The sequence below is a fragment of the Janthinobacterium sp. GW821-FHT03C10 genome, assembly GCF_059420865.1.
Genome location: NZ_JBWKUN010000001.1, coordinates 313,485 through 329,995, shown reverse-complemented (window position 1 = coordinate 329,995; position 16,511 = coordinate 313,485). Strand labels below are relative to the sequence as shown.

General features: G+C 66.0%; 15 protein-coding genes. 5 read left to right on the top strand and 10 right to left on the bottom strand.

What is annotated here, in order from left to right:
* Window positions 1-18: 18 nt before the first annotated feature.
* Genes mdcE through mdcA form a run of 5 tightly spaced genes read right to left on the bottom strand, consistent with a single transcriptional unit; the run spans window position 19 to window position 4,552 of the window.
* The gene (mdcE, locus tag AC07VH_RS01200) at window positions 19-831 is read right to left on the bottom strand and encodes a biotin-independent malonate decarboxylase subunit gamma (RefSeq protein ID WP_494786488.1); all 813 of its coding nucleotides are present in this window, start codon (window positions 829-831) and stop codon (window positions 19-21) included.
* On the bottom strand, window positions 828-1,682 hold the full coding sequence (locus AC07VH_RS01195; RefSeq protein ID WP_494786487.1) for a biotin-independent malonate decarboxylase subunit beta: 855 nt from the start codon (window positions 1,680-1,682) through the stop codon (window positions 828-830). Before AC07VH_RS01195 ends, mdcE begins: the two co-directional genes overlap by 4 nt.
* Window positions 1,679-1,987, bottom strand: a complete 309-nt coding sequence (locus tag AC07VH_RS01190) for a malonate decarboxylase subunit delta (RefSeq protein WP_475416793.1) — start codon at window positions 1,985-1,987, stop codon at window positions 1,679-1,681. Before AC07VH_RS01190 ends, AC07VH_RS01195 begins: the two co-directional genes overlap by 4 nt.
* The gene (locus AC07VH_RS01185; protein WP_494786486.1) at window positions 1,974-2,876 is read right to left on the bottom strand and encodes a triphosphoribosyl-dephospho-CoA synthase; all 903 of its coding nucleotides are present in this window, start codon (window positions 2,874-2,876) and stop codon (window positions 1,974-1,976) included. Before AC07VH_RS01185 ends, AC07VH_RS01190 begins: the two co-directional genes overlap by 14 nt.
* The gene (mdcA, locus tag AC07VH_RS01180; RefSeq protein WP_494786485.1) at window positions 2,876-4,552 is read right to left on the bottom strand and encodes a malonate decarboxylase subunit alpha; all 1,677 of its coding nucleotides are present in this window, start codon (window positions 4,550-4,552) and stop codon (window positions 2,876-2,878) included. Before mdcA ends, AC07VH_RS01185 begins: the two co-directional genes overlap by 1 nt.
* A 116-nt stretch (window positions 4,553-4,668) precedes the next feature.
* Here mdcA and AC07VH_RS01175 point away from each other — a divergent pair, with 116 nt between their 5' ends.
* A complete protein-coding gene (locus AC07VH_RS01175; protein WP_494786484.1) occupies window positions 4,669-5,601 on the top strand; it encodes a LysR family transcriptional regulator in 933 nt (310 codons plus the stop codon).
* A gap of 175 nt (window positions 5,602-5,776) precedes the next feature.
* Here AC07VH_RS01175 and AC07VH_RS01170 read toward each other — a convergent pair whose 3' ends face one another.
* From AC07VH_RS01170 to AC07VH_RS01160, 3 genes are read right to left on the bottom strand one after another with little or no spacing between them, the layout of a single operon-like run.
* A complete protein-coding gene (locus tag AC07VH_RS01170; RefSeq protein ID WP_494786483.1) occupies window positions 5,777-7,597 on the bottom strand; it encodes a glycoside hydrolase family 15 protein in 1,821 nt (606 codons plus the stop codon).
* A 3-nt stretch (window positions 7,598-7,600) separates the two neighbouring features.
* Window positions 7,601-8,365 carry a trehalose-phosphatase gene (gene otsB / locus AC07VH_RS01165; protein WP_494786482.1) on the bottom strand — a complete coding sequence of 255 codons (765 nt, stop codon included), beginning with the start codon at window positions 8,363-8,365 and terminating at the stop codon, window positions 7,601-7,603.
* Window positions 8,365-10,641 (bottom strand): alpha,alpha-trehalose-phosphate synthase (UDP-forming), encoded by a 2,277-nt coding sequence (locus AC07VH_RS01160; protein ID WP_494786481.1) that lies wholly within the window; start codon window positions 10,639-10,641, stop codon window positions 8,365-8,367. Before AC07VH_RS01160 ends, otsB begins: the two co-directional genes overlap by 1 nt.
* A 260-nt stretch (window positions 10,642-10,901) precedes the next feature.
* On the opposite strand from AC07VH_RS01160, the gene AC07VH_RS01155 reads away from it, so the two are divergent.
* The 3 genes from AC07VH_RS01155 to AC07VH_RS01145 all read left to right on the top strand — a co-directional run bounded on the left by AC07VH_RS01155 (window position 10,902) and on the right by AC07VH_RS01145 (window position 14,675).
* Complete coding sequence (locus tag AC07VH_RS01155) at window positions 10,902-12,017, top strand: mechanosensitive ion channel family protein (RefSeq protein WP_070218622.1); 1,116 nt, start codon at window positions 10,902-10,904, stop codon at window positions 12,015-12,017.
* A 49-nt stretch (window positions 12,018-12,066) separates the two neighbouring features.
* Entirely contained in the window at window positions 12,067-13,362 is a 1,296-nt protein-coding gene (locus AC07VH_RS01150) for a cation:proton antiporter (RefSeq protein ID WP_494786480.1), read from the top strand.
* A gap of 122 nt (window positions 13,363-13,484) precedes the next feature.
* A complete protein-coding gene (locus AC07VH_RS01145) occupies window positions 13,485-14,675 on the top strand; it encodes a serine hydrolase domain-containing protein (RefSeq protein WP_475416328.1) in 1,191 nt (396 codons plus the stop codon).
* Here the strand turns inward: AC07VH_RS01145 and AC07VH_RS01140 are convergent.
* A complete protein-coding gene (locus AC07VH_RS01140; protein WP_494786479.1) occupies window positions 14,672-15,055 on the bottom strand; it encodes a YkvA family protein in 384 nt (127 codons plus the stop codon). The two genes, AC07VH_RS01145 and AC07VH_RS01140, sit on opposite strands and share 4 nt — an antisense overlap.
* A 92-nt stretch (window positions 15,056-15,147) precedes the next feature.
* Between AC07VH_RS01140 and AC07VH_RS01135 the strand changes: the two genes are divergently transcribed.
* The gene (locus AC07VH_RS01135; protein WP_494786478.1) at window positions 15,148-16,245 is read left to right on the top strand and encodes a DNA topoisomerase IB; all 1,098 of its coding nucleotides are present in this window, start codon (window positions 15,148-15,150) and stop codon (window positions 16,243-16,245) included.
* Here the strand turns inward: AC07VH_RS01135 and AC07VH_RS01130 are convergent.
* Entirely contained in the window at window positions 16,199-16,465 is a 267-nt protein-coding gene (locus AC07VH_RS01130; RefSeq protein WP_494786477.1) for a hypothetical protein, read from the bottom strand. The genes AC07VH_RS01135 and AC07VH_RS01130 overlap by 47 nt on opposite strands.
* Between the last annotated feature and the right edge of the window lie 46 nt (window positions 16,466-16,511).

Sequence of the window (16,511 nt, the reverse complement as noted above, 5' to 3'; positions counted from 1 at the left end):
TCTTCTCTGTTATTTCACTTACCACTGCTGCCCCAGCACCTCCCTGACTTTTGCCGACGCCTGGCGATGCGGCGCGCCCAGGCGGCTGGAAAGATCCCTTTCCGGATCGGCGCGGATGTCGGCCAGCGCCGCCTGCAGGCTGCCCTGCACCTGCGCCAGATCAAGCTCCGACGGCGCGTCCGGCTGTGCCAGCTGCAAGGTTTGCCACAGCAGGCCCAGGGTCGCGTAATTCTTGACGTCATAAGCCATCGGTGGAATCGTCGCGGCCAGCGCTTCGAGCGCTGCCACCGTGCGCAAGGTGATGCGCGCGGCCGAGGCCTTGCCCATCGCATGCACCATCACTTGCGGATCGTCGAGCGCGATCAGGCGGTTGGCCTGATAGCCGTGCGCCAGGAACGCGCCCGACATGGCCTTGCCGACGATCAGGCCGATGACGGGATGGCCGGCCAGGCGCGCCTCGGCGTAAGCCCCCGCCGCTCCGGCCAGCGCCTGGTGGATGCCGTACGCTTCTTCGCGCCGGCCATACGCCTGGCTGGCCACGTCGATGACGGCAACAAACGGCCGCTTGACGGCCAGGTCGCGGTCTTCAACAACCACCTGCTGCACGGCGCGCGCCAGCTGCCACGCCTCGACCAGGCCGATTTCACCCGTGCGGGCGCGCGTAAAACGGTTGTCCGGGTCGGGCAGCACGGCCAGATAGCGCGCCGGTGCGCCGGCCAGCGGCGCGTCGACCACGCGCACGGAAGGCGGATAGCCGTCCAGCGGCGCGGCGTTGTGCGTCAGGGCCGCCAGCCAGACGGCGCCGCGGCTCGTATCGGTGATGGCGTTCATGCTGCGGCTCCTTTGCTGTAGATCAAACGTACGGCTTCCGGCGTGGCTTGCACGGCCGCGTCGACATCGGCCAGGCGCGCCAGGTAGCTTTCCGCCTGGTCGCTGCGGTGCCGGGCCGGCACGCCGCGTGCGAACAATTCGGCCACCGTGGCGCGCATCTGCGCCGTATCGTCTTCCACATAGGCGTCGGCCAGGCCGCTCTTAAAACGCTGTTCGCCGCCCGTCAGGCTCCATATAAATGGCTTGTTGCGCGAGTCGAATTCGTCCACGCCCGCCTCCTGCTCGATCACGGCGGGGCCATTGAGACCCAGTCGCGCTTCACGCGTCACTACTAAATAGCTGCACAAGCCCGCAGCGATCGACATGCCGCCGTAGCAGCCCACCGTGCCGGCCGTGATGCCGATGACGGGCTGGTAGCGGCGCAGGTCGACGATGGCGGCGTGGATGTCGGCAATCGCCGCCAGGCCCAGGTTGGCTTCCTGCAGGCGCACGCCGCCCGTCTCGAACACGATCACGGCGCGCGTCGGCACGCCCTGGCGGTTGTCGCGCGCCGCCAGTTCCAGCGCGCCGGCGATCTTCGCGCCGCCCACCTCGCCCATGCTGCCGCCCTGATAGGCGCCTTCGATGGCCAGCACCACGGCCGGCTGGCCGTCGAACAAGCCCTTGGCCACCACCACGCCGTCATCCGCCTGGGCCGTCACGCCCTGCTGCGGCAGCCAGGGCGACGCGATGCCGCAGAACGGGTCGAGCAGTTCGCGCATGCTGCCCGCATCCAGCAAGGCGCGCGCGCGGCTGCGCGCCCCCCGTTCGATGAAGCTGTCGCGCTCCAGCAGTTCCGTCAATGTGCTCATGCCGCCCTCCCCGCTTGCAATTCTTCGTAGGCTTGCTCGATGCGCATGCGCACCACGCCCGGCGTGGCGCCGCAATCGTTGATGACGATGCTAGCCGCCGGCAGCGGCTCGCCGCCGAACACGCGCAGCAAGAGCGCATCCCACACGGCGCCCTTGCCGTCGACGGAGGTGTTGACGACGATGCGGGTCACGCCATCGCCGCCCGGCTGCAGCAGCACTTCCAGGTCGCCCGAACCGACGACGCCGGCCAGGGCGCGCCCCGATGCCGGCTGCCCGGCGGGGAATGTGTAGTCACGCGTTTCCATGCGCTTCTCCTTCTTGTAATCTGTCCAGGAACAGGGTCGCCGCCAGCAGGTCCGCCGCGCCGCCCGGCGACACGCCGCGCGCCAGCGCCACCGCTTCCAGCGCCAGCAGCGCCTTGGCGCCATCTGCCGTGGCCGCGCCGCCGGCCGCCAGCACCCGCGCCGCCCCCGCCTGCAGGTCCAGCAAGGCCGCCTCGCCGCCGCGCGACAGCACGCAGGTGTCGTCCAGCTGGCTGACAATCGCCAGCAAGGCATTCAGGCGCGCCGTCGTTTCGTTGTCGCCGCGCGCCCGCGACGCGTGCAGCTGCGCCAGTCCCGCGCCCGTCACGAGGGGGAAGCCGGCGCGGGCCTGGCCGCGCGCGCCATCGACGTGATACTGGCGGCACGCCAGCTCGCCCTTGTTGCCGGTGGAGCCAGGCGCGCCACGGTCAGGCAAACGGGCCAGCGCGCCGGCCCGCGCCGCCACGGCGTGCGGCGCCAGCGAGGCCAGCGACGCTCCGCGCGCGCCCAGCTGCGCCGCCGCCGTCACCAGGAGGCCCAGGGCCCAGATGGCGCCCCGGTGCGTGTTCACGCCGCCCGTGGCCGCCAGCATCAGCGCCTCGCCATCGCGGCCGAGGGCGCCGATGCGCTGGCGCAGGTCATCGTCATCGTCGCTTTCCCAAACCGCTTGGGCCATGGCGGCAAACACGGGCTCCAGCACGCAGGCCGAGTGGCACATCAGGGCCCAGTTCAAGTCCGAGTGGGCGCCGCGGCTGCGCAAATCGACCAGGCCCGGTTTCGGCGTCAGGGTCACTTCGTCGAGCAGCGCCTGCAGCACCTGCCGCGCCAACGCGGCCGAGTGTTCCCGCACCGGCACCGGCGTCATCATCATTGTCGTCATCATTGCGCTCATTACCAGCTCCTGAATTTGGCGGGGGGTTGATACAGGCCGTCCGACCACTCGACCAGGTCGGCGATGCTTTTCGCCGCCAGCAACGAGCGGTTCGCCGCGCCGCGCTGCACGCCGATATCCTCGGGCAGCGCGATCAGGCCGTCGGCGCGCAGCTTTGCCGTCGTCTTCGGGTCGTGGCGCAGGCCGATGGGCGTCACGCCGGCCACGGCCGCCAGCATGGCCTTGCGCTCCTCAAGCGAACGGGCCTTGTACAGGTAGGCGATACCCTCTTCCGTCAGCACGTGGGTGACGTCGTCGCCATAGATCATCACGGGCGCCAGCGGCATGCCGCTGGCCTGGCCCACGGCCACGGCGTCGAGCGATTCGACGATGGTCGGCTGGCCGCCGTCCTGGAACGTCTCGACCATCTGCACCACCAGCTTCTTGCCCCGCGCCAGCGGGTCGTCCGTCTCGATCAGGTCCAGCCAGGCCGGCGTCGGATGGCGCCGCCCATGCGGGTCGTGGCCCATATTGGGCGCGCCGCCGAAGCCGGCCAGGCGGCCGTTGGTGACGGTCGAGGAATTGCCCAGGCCATCCATCTGCAAAGTCGCGCCGATGAACAGGTCGACCGCGTACTGGCCCGCCAGCTGGCACAGGGCGCGGTTCGAGCGCATCGAGCCGTCGCGGCCCGTGAAGAACACGTCGGGCCGCGCGGCCGCATAGCCTTCCATGCCCAGCTCCGCGCCGAAGCAGTGCACGCTCTCGACCCAGCCCGTCTCGATGGCGGGTATCAGGGTCGGATGCGGGTTGAGCACCCAGTTGCGGCAAATCTTGCCCTTCAAGCCCAGCTGCTCGCCATACGTGGGCAGAATCAGCTCGATGGCGGCCGTATTGAAGCCGATGCCGTGGTTCAGCGACTGCACCTGGTGTTTTTCATACACGCCGCGGATCGCCATCATGGCCATCAGCACGTGCACGGGCTTGATCACGCGCGGATCGCGGGTAAACAAAGGCTCGATGAAGAAGGGCTTGTCGGACTGCACCACGAAATCGATCCACGAGCCGGGCACGTCGACGCGGGGCAAGTCGCTGACGTCGTCGACGATCTGGTTGACCTGGGCGATGACGATGCCGTCGCGGAAGGCGGCCGATTCGACCAGCGTCGGCGTGTCCTCGGTGCTGGGGCCCGTGTACAGATTGCCCTGGCGGTCGGCCATGTAGCCGGCCACCATGACGACGTTGGGCGTGAGGTCGACGAACAGGCGCGCATACAGTTCGATATACGTGTGGATGGCGCCCACTTCCAGCAAGCCATCCTGCAGGAACTGGGCGATGCGCAGGCTTTGCGTGCCGGCGAACGAAAAATCCAGCTTGCGGGCGATACCGCGCTCGAACAAGTCCAGATGTTCGGGCAGGCTGACGCTGGGCATGATCAGGTGCAGATGGTGGATCTTGTCGGGGTTGACCTGGGCCAGCATGCGGGCGAGGAAATCGGCCTGCTTCTGGTTATTGCCTTCAAGAACGACGCGGTCGCCCGGCGCGAGCAGCGCTTCGAGCACGGCGACCATATCGCCCTGTTGCAGCACGGGGCCGCTCGCGTACTGGCGCACGGCATCGAGGCGGCGGCGTTTCTCGGTGCGCCGCGTGTCCCATTGTTTTTGCCGCTGCGCTGGCGCTGCTGTGGCGGTTGACATCATGCCTCCGGAATGAGCTATCGAGTCCAGACGATAGAACGAAAGCGCCAGCGCGACAATCAATCTGCTAGCATGTTCATTACCCTGAAGTTAATGAACTCCCTTGAAAGAGGCTAATCATGGCCATCAACGAAGAAATTACCCTGAAAAAGCTGGAAGTGTTTCTCAGCTTCATGGAATTGAACAACCTGGCGCGGGTGGCCGATGCGCTGGGCCAGAGCACCGTCAGCGTGCACCGTGCCCTGCACTCGCTGGAAGACGGCTTGCGCTGCCCCCTGTTCAAGCGCGAGGGGCGCAGCCTGATCCCGCTGCATACGGCCTACACCTTTGCCGAATCGGCGCGCCGGGCGCTGACCGAATGCGAGGAAGGCGTGCGCAAGGTGCGCGAAATGTCGGGCATCAACCCCGTGCGCCTGAAAATCGGTTCGCTGTATTCACTGACCCTGCACTGCATCCCACAGCTGGTGATCGCCTTGAAACTGCGCCGGCCGGGTCTGGACATCGACCTGACCCTCGGTTCGAACCGCGACCTGCTGCAAAGCCTGGCAGACGGCCGCCTGGACGCCATCATCATCGGCGTGCAGGAAGACGAACAGCATGCGGGCCTGGTGGCCGTGCCCCTGTTCCAGGACGACATCTACCTGGCCGCGCCGCTCGCCTCGCCCTATGCGGGGGCGGCATCGGTGGACTTGCAACAGTTGCGCGACGACAAATTCGTCACCCTCAACGAAGGTTTCGTCACCTCGCAAAGCTTCAACCACGCGTTTGAGCTGGCGGGATTCGTGCCCGACACGGCCATGCGGGTGGGCGACATCTTCTCGCTGATCAACCTGGTCAGCGGCGGCATCGGCTACAGCCTGCTGCCCGGCCGCGTGCGCGCCTTCAGCTCGCGCATCGAACTGCTGCCCCTCGACGCCCGCTACGGCTCGCACCAGCAAATCACCCTGCTGATGCAGAGCAGCCGCGAGCGCGATCCCAATTTGCTGGCGCTGGCGGCGGAGTGCAGGTTGTATGGGCGCAGGGAGCCAGCTTTACCCAAAACTCTGACTTAACATCTAAACAATGGCAAAACAAACCAAGGCCCGGGTCTCCAACCCGGGCACCTCGGGCCCAGCGGGCCTGAAAAATGCCCAGGGCAAGGCGCGCGGGCGCAGACAGTACGTATGTACGGCAAGCCCAAGCAACGCAGCCATGGACAACTCTCAGGCCCGCGATCCAGGCCCGCACTTAAATAGCACTATCCCAAGGCGCCGACAACCGCACGGCACAGTTAATCAAGCCCACCATCGAATACGTCTGCGGAAAGTTCCCCCACATCTCTCCCGTCACCGGGTGCGTGTCTTCCGACAACAGGCCCAGGTGGTTGCGCGCCAGCAGCATGGTTTCGAAGATCTTGCGCGCCTCGTCCTTCCTGCCGATGCGCGCCAGGGCGTCGATGCGCCAGAAGGTGCAGATGTTGAAGGCAGTCTCGGGTTTGCCGAAGTCATCGGGCGCCTCGTAGCGGCGCATGTAGGGGCCGTCGCACAGCGATGCTTCCAGCGCGTCGACGGTGGCGATGAAACGGGGGTCCATGGGATCGATGAAATTGACTTCCGCCATCAGCAGGACGGAAGCGTCGAGGTCGCGCCCGCCCAGGCTTTCCGCAAACGCCTGGCGCTCCTCGCTCCACGCTTCGCGCAGTAATCTTTCTCGGATCAGCACGGCGCGGCTGTTCCAGTGGTCGGCGCGGTCCGGCAAGCCCAGTTTATGCGCGACTTTCGCCAGGCGGTCGCAGGCGGCCCAGCTCATCAGCATGGACGAAGTGTGGACCCTGGCGCGCGTGCGCAGCTCCCACATGCCCGCGTCCGGCTCCGCATGCAGCCGGAATGCCTGGTCGCCCACGGCTTCCAGCGCGGCAAACTCGGCTTTTCCCGCCCGGTGGAACAGGCGGTGGTCAAGGAAGGCCTGCGCCGCGCCCAGCACGATATTGCCGTAGACGTCGTGCTGGAAGTGTTCCTGCGCCTGGTTGCCCACGCGCACGGGGCCATTGCCCCGGTAGCCGGGCAAGTGCTCGAGTATCGATTCGGGCAGCTGCTCTTCCAGGCCGATGCCGTACAGGGGCTGGATGTGGCCGCCTTTCGAGCGGGCGACGATATTCGTCAGCCAGCGCAAATACTCTTCCATCGTGCCCACCTCGGACAGGCTGTTCAATGCCCGCACGACGAAGAAGGCGTCGCGCAGCCAGCAATAGCGGTAATCCCAGTTGCGGCTGCTGCCCGGCGCTTCCGGAATGCTGGTGGTCATGGCGGCGATGATGGCGCCCGTGTCTTCATATAAAGACAGTTTCAAGGTGATGGCGGCGCGGATGACCACGTCCTGCCATTCCAGCGGCACGGCCAGGCGGCGCGTGTAGGTGCGCCAATAGTTGATCGTTTCCTTTTCGAAGATGCGCGCCGTCTCGTCAATGCCGCCGGCCAGGGTTTCATCGGGGCCCAGCAGGAAGTTGGCCGTGCCGCCCAGCACGAAATACGTTTCGCTCAGTACATAGTTGAGCGACACATCGGTGTTCAGGCGCAAGGTCTGTTCCGGCCCCACGTAGCGGATGTGGTGGCTGCCCTGCGTGATCTGCGGCGCCAGCCTGCCCCAGTCGTAGCGGGGGCGCAGGCGCACGCGGATGCGCACGGCGTGGTCGAGCGGCCGGACGCGGCGGATCAGCATCAGCGGGCGGAACATGCGGTCGCGGCTGAGGAAACGGGGGGCGAAATCCGTGATTTCCACGCCGCGCCCCTGCGTGTCGTACAAACGCGTGCGCAGTACGGCCGTGTTCGGCTCATAGAACTGCTCGCTGCGGGCGAAGTTCTCGATGTCGATGGCCCACACGCTGCCGTTTTCCGTGTCGTCCAGCAAGCGGTTAAAGACGGGATCGCCATCGAAACGGGGCAGGCAGGACCAGACGACCTGCCCTGCCTGGTCGATCAGGGCGTTGAAGGCGCAATTGCCCACCACGCCGCAGTTCAGCGATGCTGGCGCGGGCGGTTGGCTGGCGCGGGTGTCATGGGATGTCGTCATGGGCTACTCCTTCGATGTCGGGGATACGGCAGCGGCCAGCAAGGCGGCGCGCAAGGCGCCGGGGCTGGTCAGGCGCAAAGTGGCGGCGCTGGGGCCGCTGCCCACTTTGACGCCCTGCCCGCCTGCTTGTTGTACAAAGGCAAAGCCTGCCTCGTCGGTGGTGTCGTCGCCCGCAAACACGGGCCGGCGGCCGGCGAAGGGGCTTTCCTGCATGAAGGCGGCGATGGCGCCGCCCTTGTCGGTGGCGGCCGGCTTCGCTTCCAGAACCATTTTGCCATGCAACAGCAATACCCCCGGGCACGCTTGCACGGCGGCTGTCATTTCCTGCAGGCACAATTGCTCGAGGTGTGGCGCCAGCCGGTAATGCAGGGCCACGGCGCCCCGCTTCTGCTCCACCAGCAAGCCGGGGTGGACGGAGGCCAGCGCCTGCGCGCGCGCCAGCACGGGCGACACGTCGGGCGTGGCCGCCATGTGCAACGCGCCATCGGCGCCGCGCCGCTCCACGCCATGCACGCCGGCAACAGGCAAGACCAGGGGCGCCAGCATCGCGTCGATCTGCGCCACGGGACGGCCGGAAATGAGGGCCAGCGCGCCGCCATGACGCTCGGCCAGCAGCGCCAGCGCTTCGATGACGCCGGGCGCTACGCGCACGCCGTCGGGCGTGGGCGCAAGGTCGACCAGGGTGCCGTCGAAGTCAAGGAAGACGGCTGTTCCGGGCGCACTCAGCAGCTGCAACAGGGCTGCGCTATCGTCAGGGATATCGGCCATCACATCCCCTTGCGCCGCTTGATGCGGCTGTGGGCGTCGATCTTGGTCATGACCTTGTCGCGCTGGCGCAGGCGGGCCGCGTCCAGCAGCATGCGCCCGGCCCAGCGGTAGACGTTGAAATGTTTGACTCGTGCCCGCATGCTCTTCATGCGCTCGCGCTGCTCCACGGGCGGCATCACGAGGGCGCGGTACAGGGCGTCGGCGCCCTGCTCGATGTGATAAGGATTGATGATCAGCGCTTCATGCAGTTCCCGCGCCGCGCCCGTGAATTGCGACAGTACCAATACGCCCAGCTCGTCATCGCGCGCGGCGATGAATTCCTTGGCCACCAGATTCATGCCGTCATGCAAGCTCGTCACCATGCACACTTCCGAGGCGCGGAAATAGCGCTGCAGATCGTCCTGGCCATGGTGCTCCGCTTTCAGCAGGATGGGCACGTAATCGCCGCTGCCGAAGCGGCGGTTGATGCGCTCGACCATCTTGCGCACCCTGGCGTCGAAGCTTTGATATTCATCGAGCGAAGCGCGGCTGGGGGCGGCGATCTGCACGAACGTAAAATTGCCGACCATGCCGGGCTGCTGCTCCAGCATGCGCTCGACGGCCTGGAAGCGCTCGACGATGCCTTTCGTGTAATCGAGACGGTCCACGCCGATGCCCAGCAAGTGGTCTTGTGCCACGCCCAGCTCGCTGCGGATTTGCGCGCGGCACGCGGCCACGTCGGGCTGCGCCGGGTCGTCTTCCGGCCAGGCGATCGAGATCGGGTAATCCTCGACCTGCGTCATCTCGCCGCCGTAGGAAATCGTCGATGCTTCCGGCTCGATGCGGGTTTCCAGGTAGCGGTCCACCGTTTCGAGGAAATTCTTGCGGTGGAATGGCGTGTGGAAGCCCAGGATCGTGCTGCCCAGCAAGCCGTCGAGGATTTCCTCGCGCCATGGGCAAATGCCGAACGATTCCGAGTTGGGCCAGGGGATATGCCAGAAAGTAATAATCGTCGCCTTCGGCAAGGCTTCGCGCACCATGCGCGGCAGCAAGGCGAAGTGATAGTCCTGCACCAGCACGACGGGATTGTCCGTCTTCGCCTCGGCGATCACGGCATCGGCGAAGCGGCGGTTGACTTTGACGTACTGCTCCCAGTCGGACGAGCGGAACACGGGGCGCACGTGGGCGATATGGCACAGCGGCCACATGCCCTCATTGGCAAAACCATAATAATAGCCCTGCTCTTCCTCTTCCGTCAGCCACACGCGGCGCAAGGTATAGCTGGGATTGTCGGGCGGCACGGGCACATGGTCGAGCTTATCGACCGTCTCGCGGTCGGCGGAACCGGCGCCATGCGCGATCCATGTGCCGGAGCACGCCCGCATCACGGCTTCCACGGCCGTCACCAGGCCGCTGGCCGGGCGCTGCACGCGGATATCACCGCTGCCGTCATCGGCTTTCGTGTGGATATACGGTTCGCGGTTCGACACGACCAGCACCTGGTCGCCCTGCAAATCCGCTTCCAGCAGCGCGCGCAGCTTGTCCGGCGTCCAGTCGGACGACCAGCCGTTATCGCCCTGGCGTTCCAGATGGTATTCCTGCAGCAATTCGCGCAAGTCGCCGATCAGCGGCTGCATTTCCGGCGGCGGCGCGGGCGCGGCGGCGGGCGCCGTGGCGGCGGCCACTGCGCCATTGCTTTTCGGCAGCAACTCGCCCCGTAAAATATCCTTCACGGCCGTCAGCCAGCCGCGCCAGCTCAGGTGGGCGACGAACACGGTCATCAGGGAAATCAGCACGGCCAGCACGGCCAGGAAGGCAAAGATGAAACGCTTGGTATCGGTATTGCGGCGTTCGACAAAGCTCATGTCCTGCACCAGCACCAAACGGCCCAGCTGGGAGGCGTCCTGCATGACGGGGGTTTCGCTGAGGTGGACTTGCCCTTGCGGCAGTTGCGCCAGGGATTTGTACAGGCCGCCCGTCGAAGGCGTGCTCCAGCAGCCGATGGAGGTTGGGTATTGCGCGGACTGGTACAGCAAGTGGCCCGCGTTGTCGCAAAAGCCGATGGCGATCAGGCGTTCGTCGCGCGTGGCGCCCTGGAACAGTTCCTTGACGCGGTCGGCATCTTGCGCGGGCAGGTATTCGGTGAGCGAGGGGCGGAGAGTTCCAGCGAGCAATTCGGCCCGGCTGTCGAGGTCGCGCACATACCAGCGCAGGGTAATGTTATCGAGCAGGGGTACCACGATATAGGCAAACAGTCCCAGCACGAGGGCAAGCGGCAGGATGAAGCGCAAGGACATTCGGAGTGATCGTACTATCATCGGTTTCCTTTGCAAAAACAAAAAGCATGGCAAGTATGACTATGTTTCCAATGCGGCGACGCCCGCTTGCTTTCCGTATTGAAACGTCAACGTGGCATGGCGCAGCGCAGCAATTTCTTCCAGTATCCATCTTGATGCAAGTCTTATCCGTACGGCAACGCACGCCCCCGCGACGTCATCTGCCCGTAAAATACCCGCTTCCGACATCCATTCCACTTATCAATAAGGAGTTTTCGCCTATGGATCTCAGCACGTTTCACTCGCTGATGGGAGGCCCGCTGCGCTCGGCGCTGACCGTGCTCGTTTCCGCCCTGCTCGTCACCCTCGTCGCCATCGGCGTGCACCGGGCCGGCATCGGCTTGCTGAAAAGACTGGCCCATGGCCACGCGCTGGCCAGCAACGTCGCGCGCGTAGCGTTCCGCGCCAGCCAACTGTGCCTGATCGTCTTCGGCCTGCGCATGGTGCTGGCCAGCGCGCCCGACGACACGCCGGGCCTCGTCGCCATGTCGCACCTGGCCAGCGTGGCGCTGATCATCGCGCTGACCTGGCTGGCCATGCAATGCATCGAGTCGCTCAGCATCACGATTTCCCAGATCAATCCCGTCGACGCGGCCGACAACCTGCGCGCGCGCCGCCGGATCACGCAAGCACGCGTGCTCACGCGCAGCGCGCATGCCATCGTCGTCCTCCTGGGCGTGTCCTTCGTGCTGCTGACCTTGCCCGGCGCGCGGCAGATCGGCGCCAGCCTGCTGGCCTCGGCCGGCGTGGCGGGCCTGGTAGCCGGTATCGCCGCCCGGCCCGTGCTCGGCAATTTCATTGCAGGGCTGCAAATTGCGTTCTCTCAACCCATCCGCATCGACGATGTGCTGATCGTCAACGGCGAATGGGGCACGGTCGAGGAAATCAAGGGCACCTACGTGGTCGTGCGCGTGTGGGACGAGCGCCGGCTGATCGTGCCGTTGCAATGGTTCATCGAAAATCCGTTCGAGAACTGGACGCATACCTCCTCGGACATCCTGGGCACGGTGTTCCTGTGGCTCGATTTCAGCATCCCGATCGAGCCGCTGCGGGCGGAACTGACGCGCATCTGCGCATCCGCCAAGCAATGGGATGGCCGGGTCTGCACGGTGCAGGCGACGGATTCGAACGAGCGGGCCGTGCGCGTGCGTTTCCTGATCAGCGCGGTGGATTCGGGCACGGCGTTTGAATTGCGCTGCCTCGTGCGCGAGCAGATGCTCGCCTTTATCACGACCAATTATCCGCACAGCCTGCCCCGCCTGCGCTCCACGCTCGACCCGATCGAGCTGCACGCCATGCAGGCGCAGAACGATACGGTACAGTTGTACAAGGCGTAACAAAACCTGCGGCGCGCTGCCCCGGCCCGCGCGCCGCTAAAATAGGAGCATGAGCACCACCGCCTGGTTCATCCTGATCGGTTGCCTGATGCTGGCGCGTGGCCTGGGCGCCGACGGCATCGCGCGCCTGCCATTGACCTCGGCCATCGCTTACCTGGGCGTGGGCCTGCTGCTGGGCCCCATGTTCCTCGGCCTGTTCGCGTTCGACCTGGTGCAGCAGGCACCCCTGCTGGAAACCCTGACGGAAATCGCCGTCCTCATCTCCCTGTTTTCCGCCGGCGTCAAGATGCCCGTGCCCTTCAGCCTGGCGCGCTGGCTGCCTTCGCTGCGCCTGGCGTGGCTGTCGATGGCCATTTCCGTGGCGCTGGTGGCGGCCTTTGCCTGCCTGCTGCTGGACCTGCCATTGGGCGCGGGCATCCTGCTGGGCGCCATCCTCGCGCCCACCGACCCCGTGCTGGCCACCGACGTGCAGCTGCGCCATGCGGGCGACAGCGAGCAATTGCGCTTCATGCTGACCAGCGAGGCGGGCATGAACGATGGCAGCGGCTTTCCTTTCGTCATGCTGGGCCTGGGCTTGCTGGGCCTGCATGAGCTGGGACCGCATGGCGCCACCTGGCTGTGGCGCGATTTATGCTGGGCCAGCGCGGGCGCCATCGCCCTGGGCGCGGCCGGCGGCGCGCTGCTGGCCTGGCTGGGCTGGCAAGTGCGCGCCAAGGAGCCGAAACACGCGATGCTGGACGACCTGGCGGCCCTGGGCCTGATCGCCCTCGTCTACGGCGTCTCCACCTGGCTGCACGCGTGGGGCTTCCTGGCCGTCTTCTTTGCCGGCGTGGCCTTGCGCCAGACGGAACTGCGGCTGGCCGGCGCGCCGAAAGACCGGCAAGGCTTGCTGCAGGCCGAGGAAACCCACGCCGTGTCCGCCGCCAAGCCGCACGACAGCGAGGTGACGCTGACCGTCAGCGGCGAAGCCCTCGTCTTCAAGGAACACCTGGAACGCCTGTCCGAACTGACCCTGGTGCTGTTGCTGGGCGGTGCCGTCACGGCTGCCGCCTGGAGTTGGCGGGCGTGGAGCGTGGCGCTGTTCCTGCTGCTGGTGGCGCGCCCGGCCAGCGTGATGCTCGGTTTGCTGGCCTCGGGCACCGGCATGCGCCTGCGCGGACTGGCCGCCTGGTTCGGCGTGCGCGGCATCGGCTCGCTGTACTACCTCAGCTATGCCATCGCGCATGGCTTGCCGCAAGGCCTGGCGCGCGAACTGGCCGACATCACCCTCGTCGTCGTCATCGTCTCCATCGTCGCGCACGGCCTGACGGTCAAGCCTCTGCTGGAGCGCTACTGGCGCAAATAACTGGTGTAAATGAGCACCGGCGATCCCCTTTTGTCATTGCTACAGAGCAATGTTTTGTCAATCGCCCCTATGGCGGGCTTAAATATTGTTAAGATAATTAAAAATGGCAAAAGAGAGAATCGATGAAACGAAGAAGCGTGCTGGGACTGGGCGTCTCACTGGCCCTGCTGCAGACAGGTTGCGCCACCGATCCGGCCAGGCTGGCGTGGGAAACGGAGTTTGACGGCTTCATGCGCGATGGCCTGGCCCGCACGGAAACGCCGGGCATGAGCGTGGCCGTGGTGCGCGGCGATCGCACCATCTTCGCGCGCGGCTATGGCTGGGCCGACATCCAGGCCGGCAAGAAGGCCGATGCCGGCACGGTGTTCCATGTCGCCTCCGTCAGCAAGCTCGTCACGGCCACGGCCGTCATGATGCTGCTGGAACAGGGCGCCTTCCAGCTCGACGACAAGGTGGCGGCCTACCTGGACTTCCCGCTCATGCATCCGAAGTTCCCCGACGTGCCCATCACCTTCCGCCATTTGCTCAGTCACACCTCGGGTATTTCCGATGCCGTGTACGACAAGACGGCGGCGTTTGCCGTACAGGGCGACCCCCGATTGCCCCTGCGCGACTTCGTCAAGGGCTATCTGTCGCGCGGCGGCGCCTGGTATGACGCGGATGTGTCGTTTGCCGCCCGGCCCGGCACGGAATGGCGCTACAGCAATGTGGGCATCGCCCTGCTCGGCTATCTGGTGGGCCGGTTGAACCCCGATGGCCTCGACGCCTACACGCGCGAGCACCTGTTCGAACCGCTGGGCATGGATAGCACGGCCTGGAACCTGGCCGGCTTGCCGCGGCGCGCCGTCGTCGCCCAGCCGTACGCGCACAAGGAGCCGGGCCTGCAAGCGCTGCCGCCCGTCGGCTATCCGGACTGGCCGGCCGGCCTGCTGCGCAGCTCGGCGCAGGACTTCGCCCGTTTCCTGGCCATTTTCAGCAATGGCGGCCGGGTCGATGGCCACCGCTACCTGCAGGACGCGACGCTGCAACTGTTTTTCGCCCCGCAAGCGGCTCCCGTCGTGCCCGCCGATTCGTCCATGCGCCAGGCCCTGGTCTGGCTCTTGCGCGACGTCGACGGCAAGGCCCTGGCCACGCACAGCGGCGGCGACCCCGGCGCCGCGTCCGTCGTCTGCGTCGACCGGGCCCGCAAGACGGCCGTGCTGGCCTTCGCCAACGTCAGCGCCGACAAGGAGTTTCGTTCATTCCAGAAAGAAATCGTGCTGCGCCTGCTCGCCCATGGCGGCAGCGACGCGCCAGCTGTCAAGAAAAGCTAGGCGCCGAACCAGCCGCGCAGTTTCTCGGCGGCCCGTTCCTTGACCTCGGCCGTGATGTAGGTGGCGACGGTGGCGACGGCCGCGGCCAGCACGGCCAGGTCGTCCGCATAGCCGACCACGGGCGTGATGTCGGGAATCGCATCGATGGGCGAAATGAAATAGCCGAGCGCGCCATAGATGGCCGTCTTGGCCCACAGCGGGGTGTTCGGCTGCTGCGCCGCGTAATACAGCCACAGGGCTTTTTCGATGACTTCGCGTCCCGCCGTCTTGGCGAACTTGACGACCTTGTCCCAGAAGCTGTCATCCGTGTATTTCTTTTCATACTGCTTGTCGGCCTGGGGGGTGTGGTCTTCTTCCAGATTCTTTTTTCTGCCAAACATCTGCTGCTCCTGTCTGCCGCGCACGGCGTTACGAATGCGCACCTTAGCATAACGGCGCGCCGGGTGGGCGGCGTGCAAGGTAAGCTATCGTCATGGAAATATCCGCCACCACCACGGCCCGCGCCGCCGGCCTGCGCTACACGGGCGACCATCAGAACGGCATCGCCCGATCGGGCAAGCCCGGCAAGTTCCGCTACCGCGATGCGGACGGCCAGATCGTGCGCGATAGCGCCGCCTTGACGCGCATCAAGGCGCTGGCCATCCCGCCCGCCTGGACGGACGTGTGGATCTGCCCGCATGCGAATGGCCATTTGCAGGCGACGGGCCGCGATGCGCGGGGCCGCAAGCAATACCGCTACCATGCGCGCTGGCGCCAGGTGCGCGACGAGGTGAAATATGAGCGCATGCTCAGCTTTGGCCGCGCCCTGCCCGCCATCCGCGCCGCCGTCGCGCGCGGCATGCAGCTGCCGGGCTTGCCGCGTGAAAAAGTGCTGGCCACCATCGTGCACCTGCTGGAATTGACGATGATGCGCATCGGCAACGAGGAATATGCGCGCGCGAACAAATCGTTCGGCCTGACCACCCTGCGCACGCGCCACGTGCAGGTCGACGGCAGTGCCGTGGCCTTCCACTTCAAGGGCAAGAGCGGCGTGCGCCACGATATCCGCCTGAGCGACCGCAAGCTGGCCAGGGTGCTTGCGCGCATGCGCGAGTTGCCGGGCCAGGAACTGTTTCAATACATCGATGACGAAGGCGCGCGCCACGGCGTCGATTCAGGCGACGTCAACGATTACCTGCGCGAGGTGACGGGCGAAGACTACACGGCCAAGGATTTCCGCACCTGGTCCGGCACCCTGCTGGCCGCGCTGGCCCTGCAGGCGTTCGAGCAGGTCGATTCCGATGCGCAAGCGAAGAAAAACATCGTGCAGGCGATCGAGTCCGTGGCAAAAAAGCTGGGCAATACGCCGACGATCTGCCGCAAGTGCTATGTGCACCCTGCCGTGCTGGAATCGTATCTGGATGGCAGTTTATTGGAAGGCATGCGCGCGCGGGCGCGGCAGCAGTTACGGGAAGAGCTTCCGGCACTGGCGCCGGAGGAAGCGGCCGTGCTGGCCTTGCTGCAGCAGCGCCTGCAAGCTGAGGTCAAGCCTGGCGCGCGGGCTGGGGCTGGCACTGGGCCGACAGCGTGAGGGCATCGCTGCCGCACACGGGCAAGGCACCGTGTCCCGCTTCCCGCGCCACGGACGCGGGCGCGGCATCGCTGGCCGGCGCCTCGCCCGTAGTCATCCAGGTGGCTGCCAGGGTCGAAAAGGTGAACAGGCAGATCAGCAGGAATGGCTTGTTCACGTGAAGGGACTGGCCTGGCTTTTGCATCGCATACTCCGTCGGACTGGTTGGCTGTTGCAGCATGGACACGATCATCGCGTGTTTCCGCAAGGCATACAATCAGACGGTT

Coding starts and splice junctions, on each gene's coding strand:
- AC07VH_RS01185 (WP_494786486.1), bottom strand. CDS start 2,876: ATGAGCGCAATGATGACGACAATGATGATGACGCCGGTGCCGGTGCGG.
- mdcA (WP_494786485.1), bottom strand. CDS start 4,552: ATGATGTCAACCGCCACAGCAGCGCCAGCGCAGCGGCAAAAACAATGG.
- mdcE (WP_494786488.1), bottom strand. CDS start 831: ATGAACGCCATCACCGATACGAGCCGCGGCGCCGTCTGGCTGGCGGCC.
- otsB (WP_494786482.1), bottom strand. CDS start 8,365: ATGGCCGATATCCCTGACGATAGCGCAGCCCTGTTGCAGCTGCTGAGT.
- AC07VH_RS01160 (WP_494786481.1), bottom strand. CDS start 10,641: ATGTCCTTGCGCTTCATCCTGCCGCTTGCCCTCGTGCTGGGACTGTTT.
- AC07VH_RS01150 (WP_494786480.1), top strand. CDS start 12,067: ATGAGCACCACCGCCTGGTTCATCCTGATCGGTTGCCTGATGCTGGCG.
- AC07VH_RS01130 (WP_494786477.1), bottom strand. CDS start 16,465: ATGCTGCAACAGCCAACCAGTCCGACGGAGTATGCGATGCAAAAGCCA.
- AC07VH_RS01190 (WP_475416793.1), bottom strand. CDS start 1,987: ATGGAAACGCGTGACTACACATTCCCCGCCGGGCAGCCGGCATCGGGG.
- AC07VH_RS01145 (WP_475416328.1), top strand. CDS start 13,485: ATGAAACGAAGAAGCGTGCTGGGACTGGGCGTCTCACTGGCCCTGCTG.
- AC07VH_RS01175 (WP_494786484.1), top strand. CDS start 4,669: ATGGCCATCAACGAAGAAATTACCCTGAAAAAGCTGGAAGTGTTTCTC.
- AC07VH_RS01155 (WP_070218622.1), top strand. CDS start 10,902: ATGGATCTCAGCACGTTTCACTCGCTGATGGGAGGCCCGCTGCGCTCG.
- AC07VH_RS01195 (WP_494786487.1), bottom strand. CDS start 1,682: ATGAGCACATTGACGGAACTGCTGGAGCGCGACAGCTTCATCGAACGG.
- AC07VH_RS01140 (WP_494786479.1), bottom strand. CDS start 15,055: ATGTTTGGCAGAAAAAAGAATCTGGAAGAAGACCACACCCCCCAGGCC.
- AC07VH_RS01135 (WP_494786478.1), top strand. CDS start 15,148: ATGGAAATATCCGCCACCACCACGGCCCGCGCCGCCGGCCTGCGCTAC.
- AC07VH_RS01170 (WP_494786483.1), bottom strand. CDS start 7,597: ATGACGACATCCCATGACACCCGCGCCAGCCAACCGCCCGCGCCAGCA.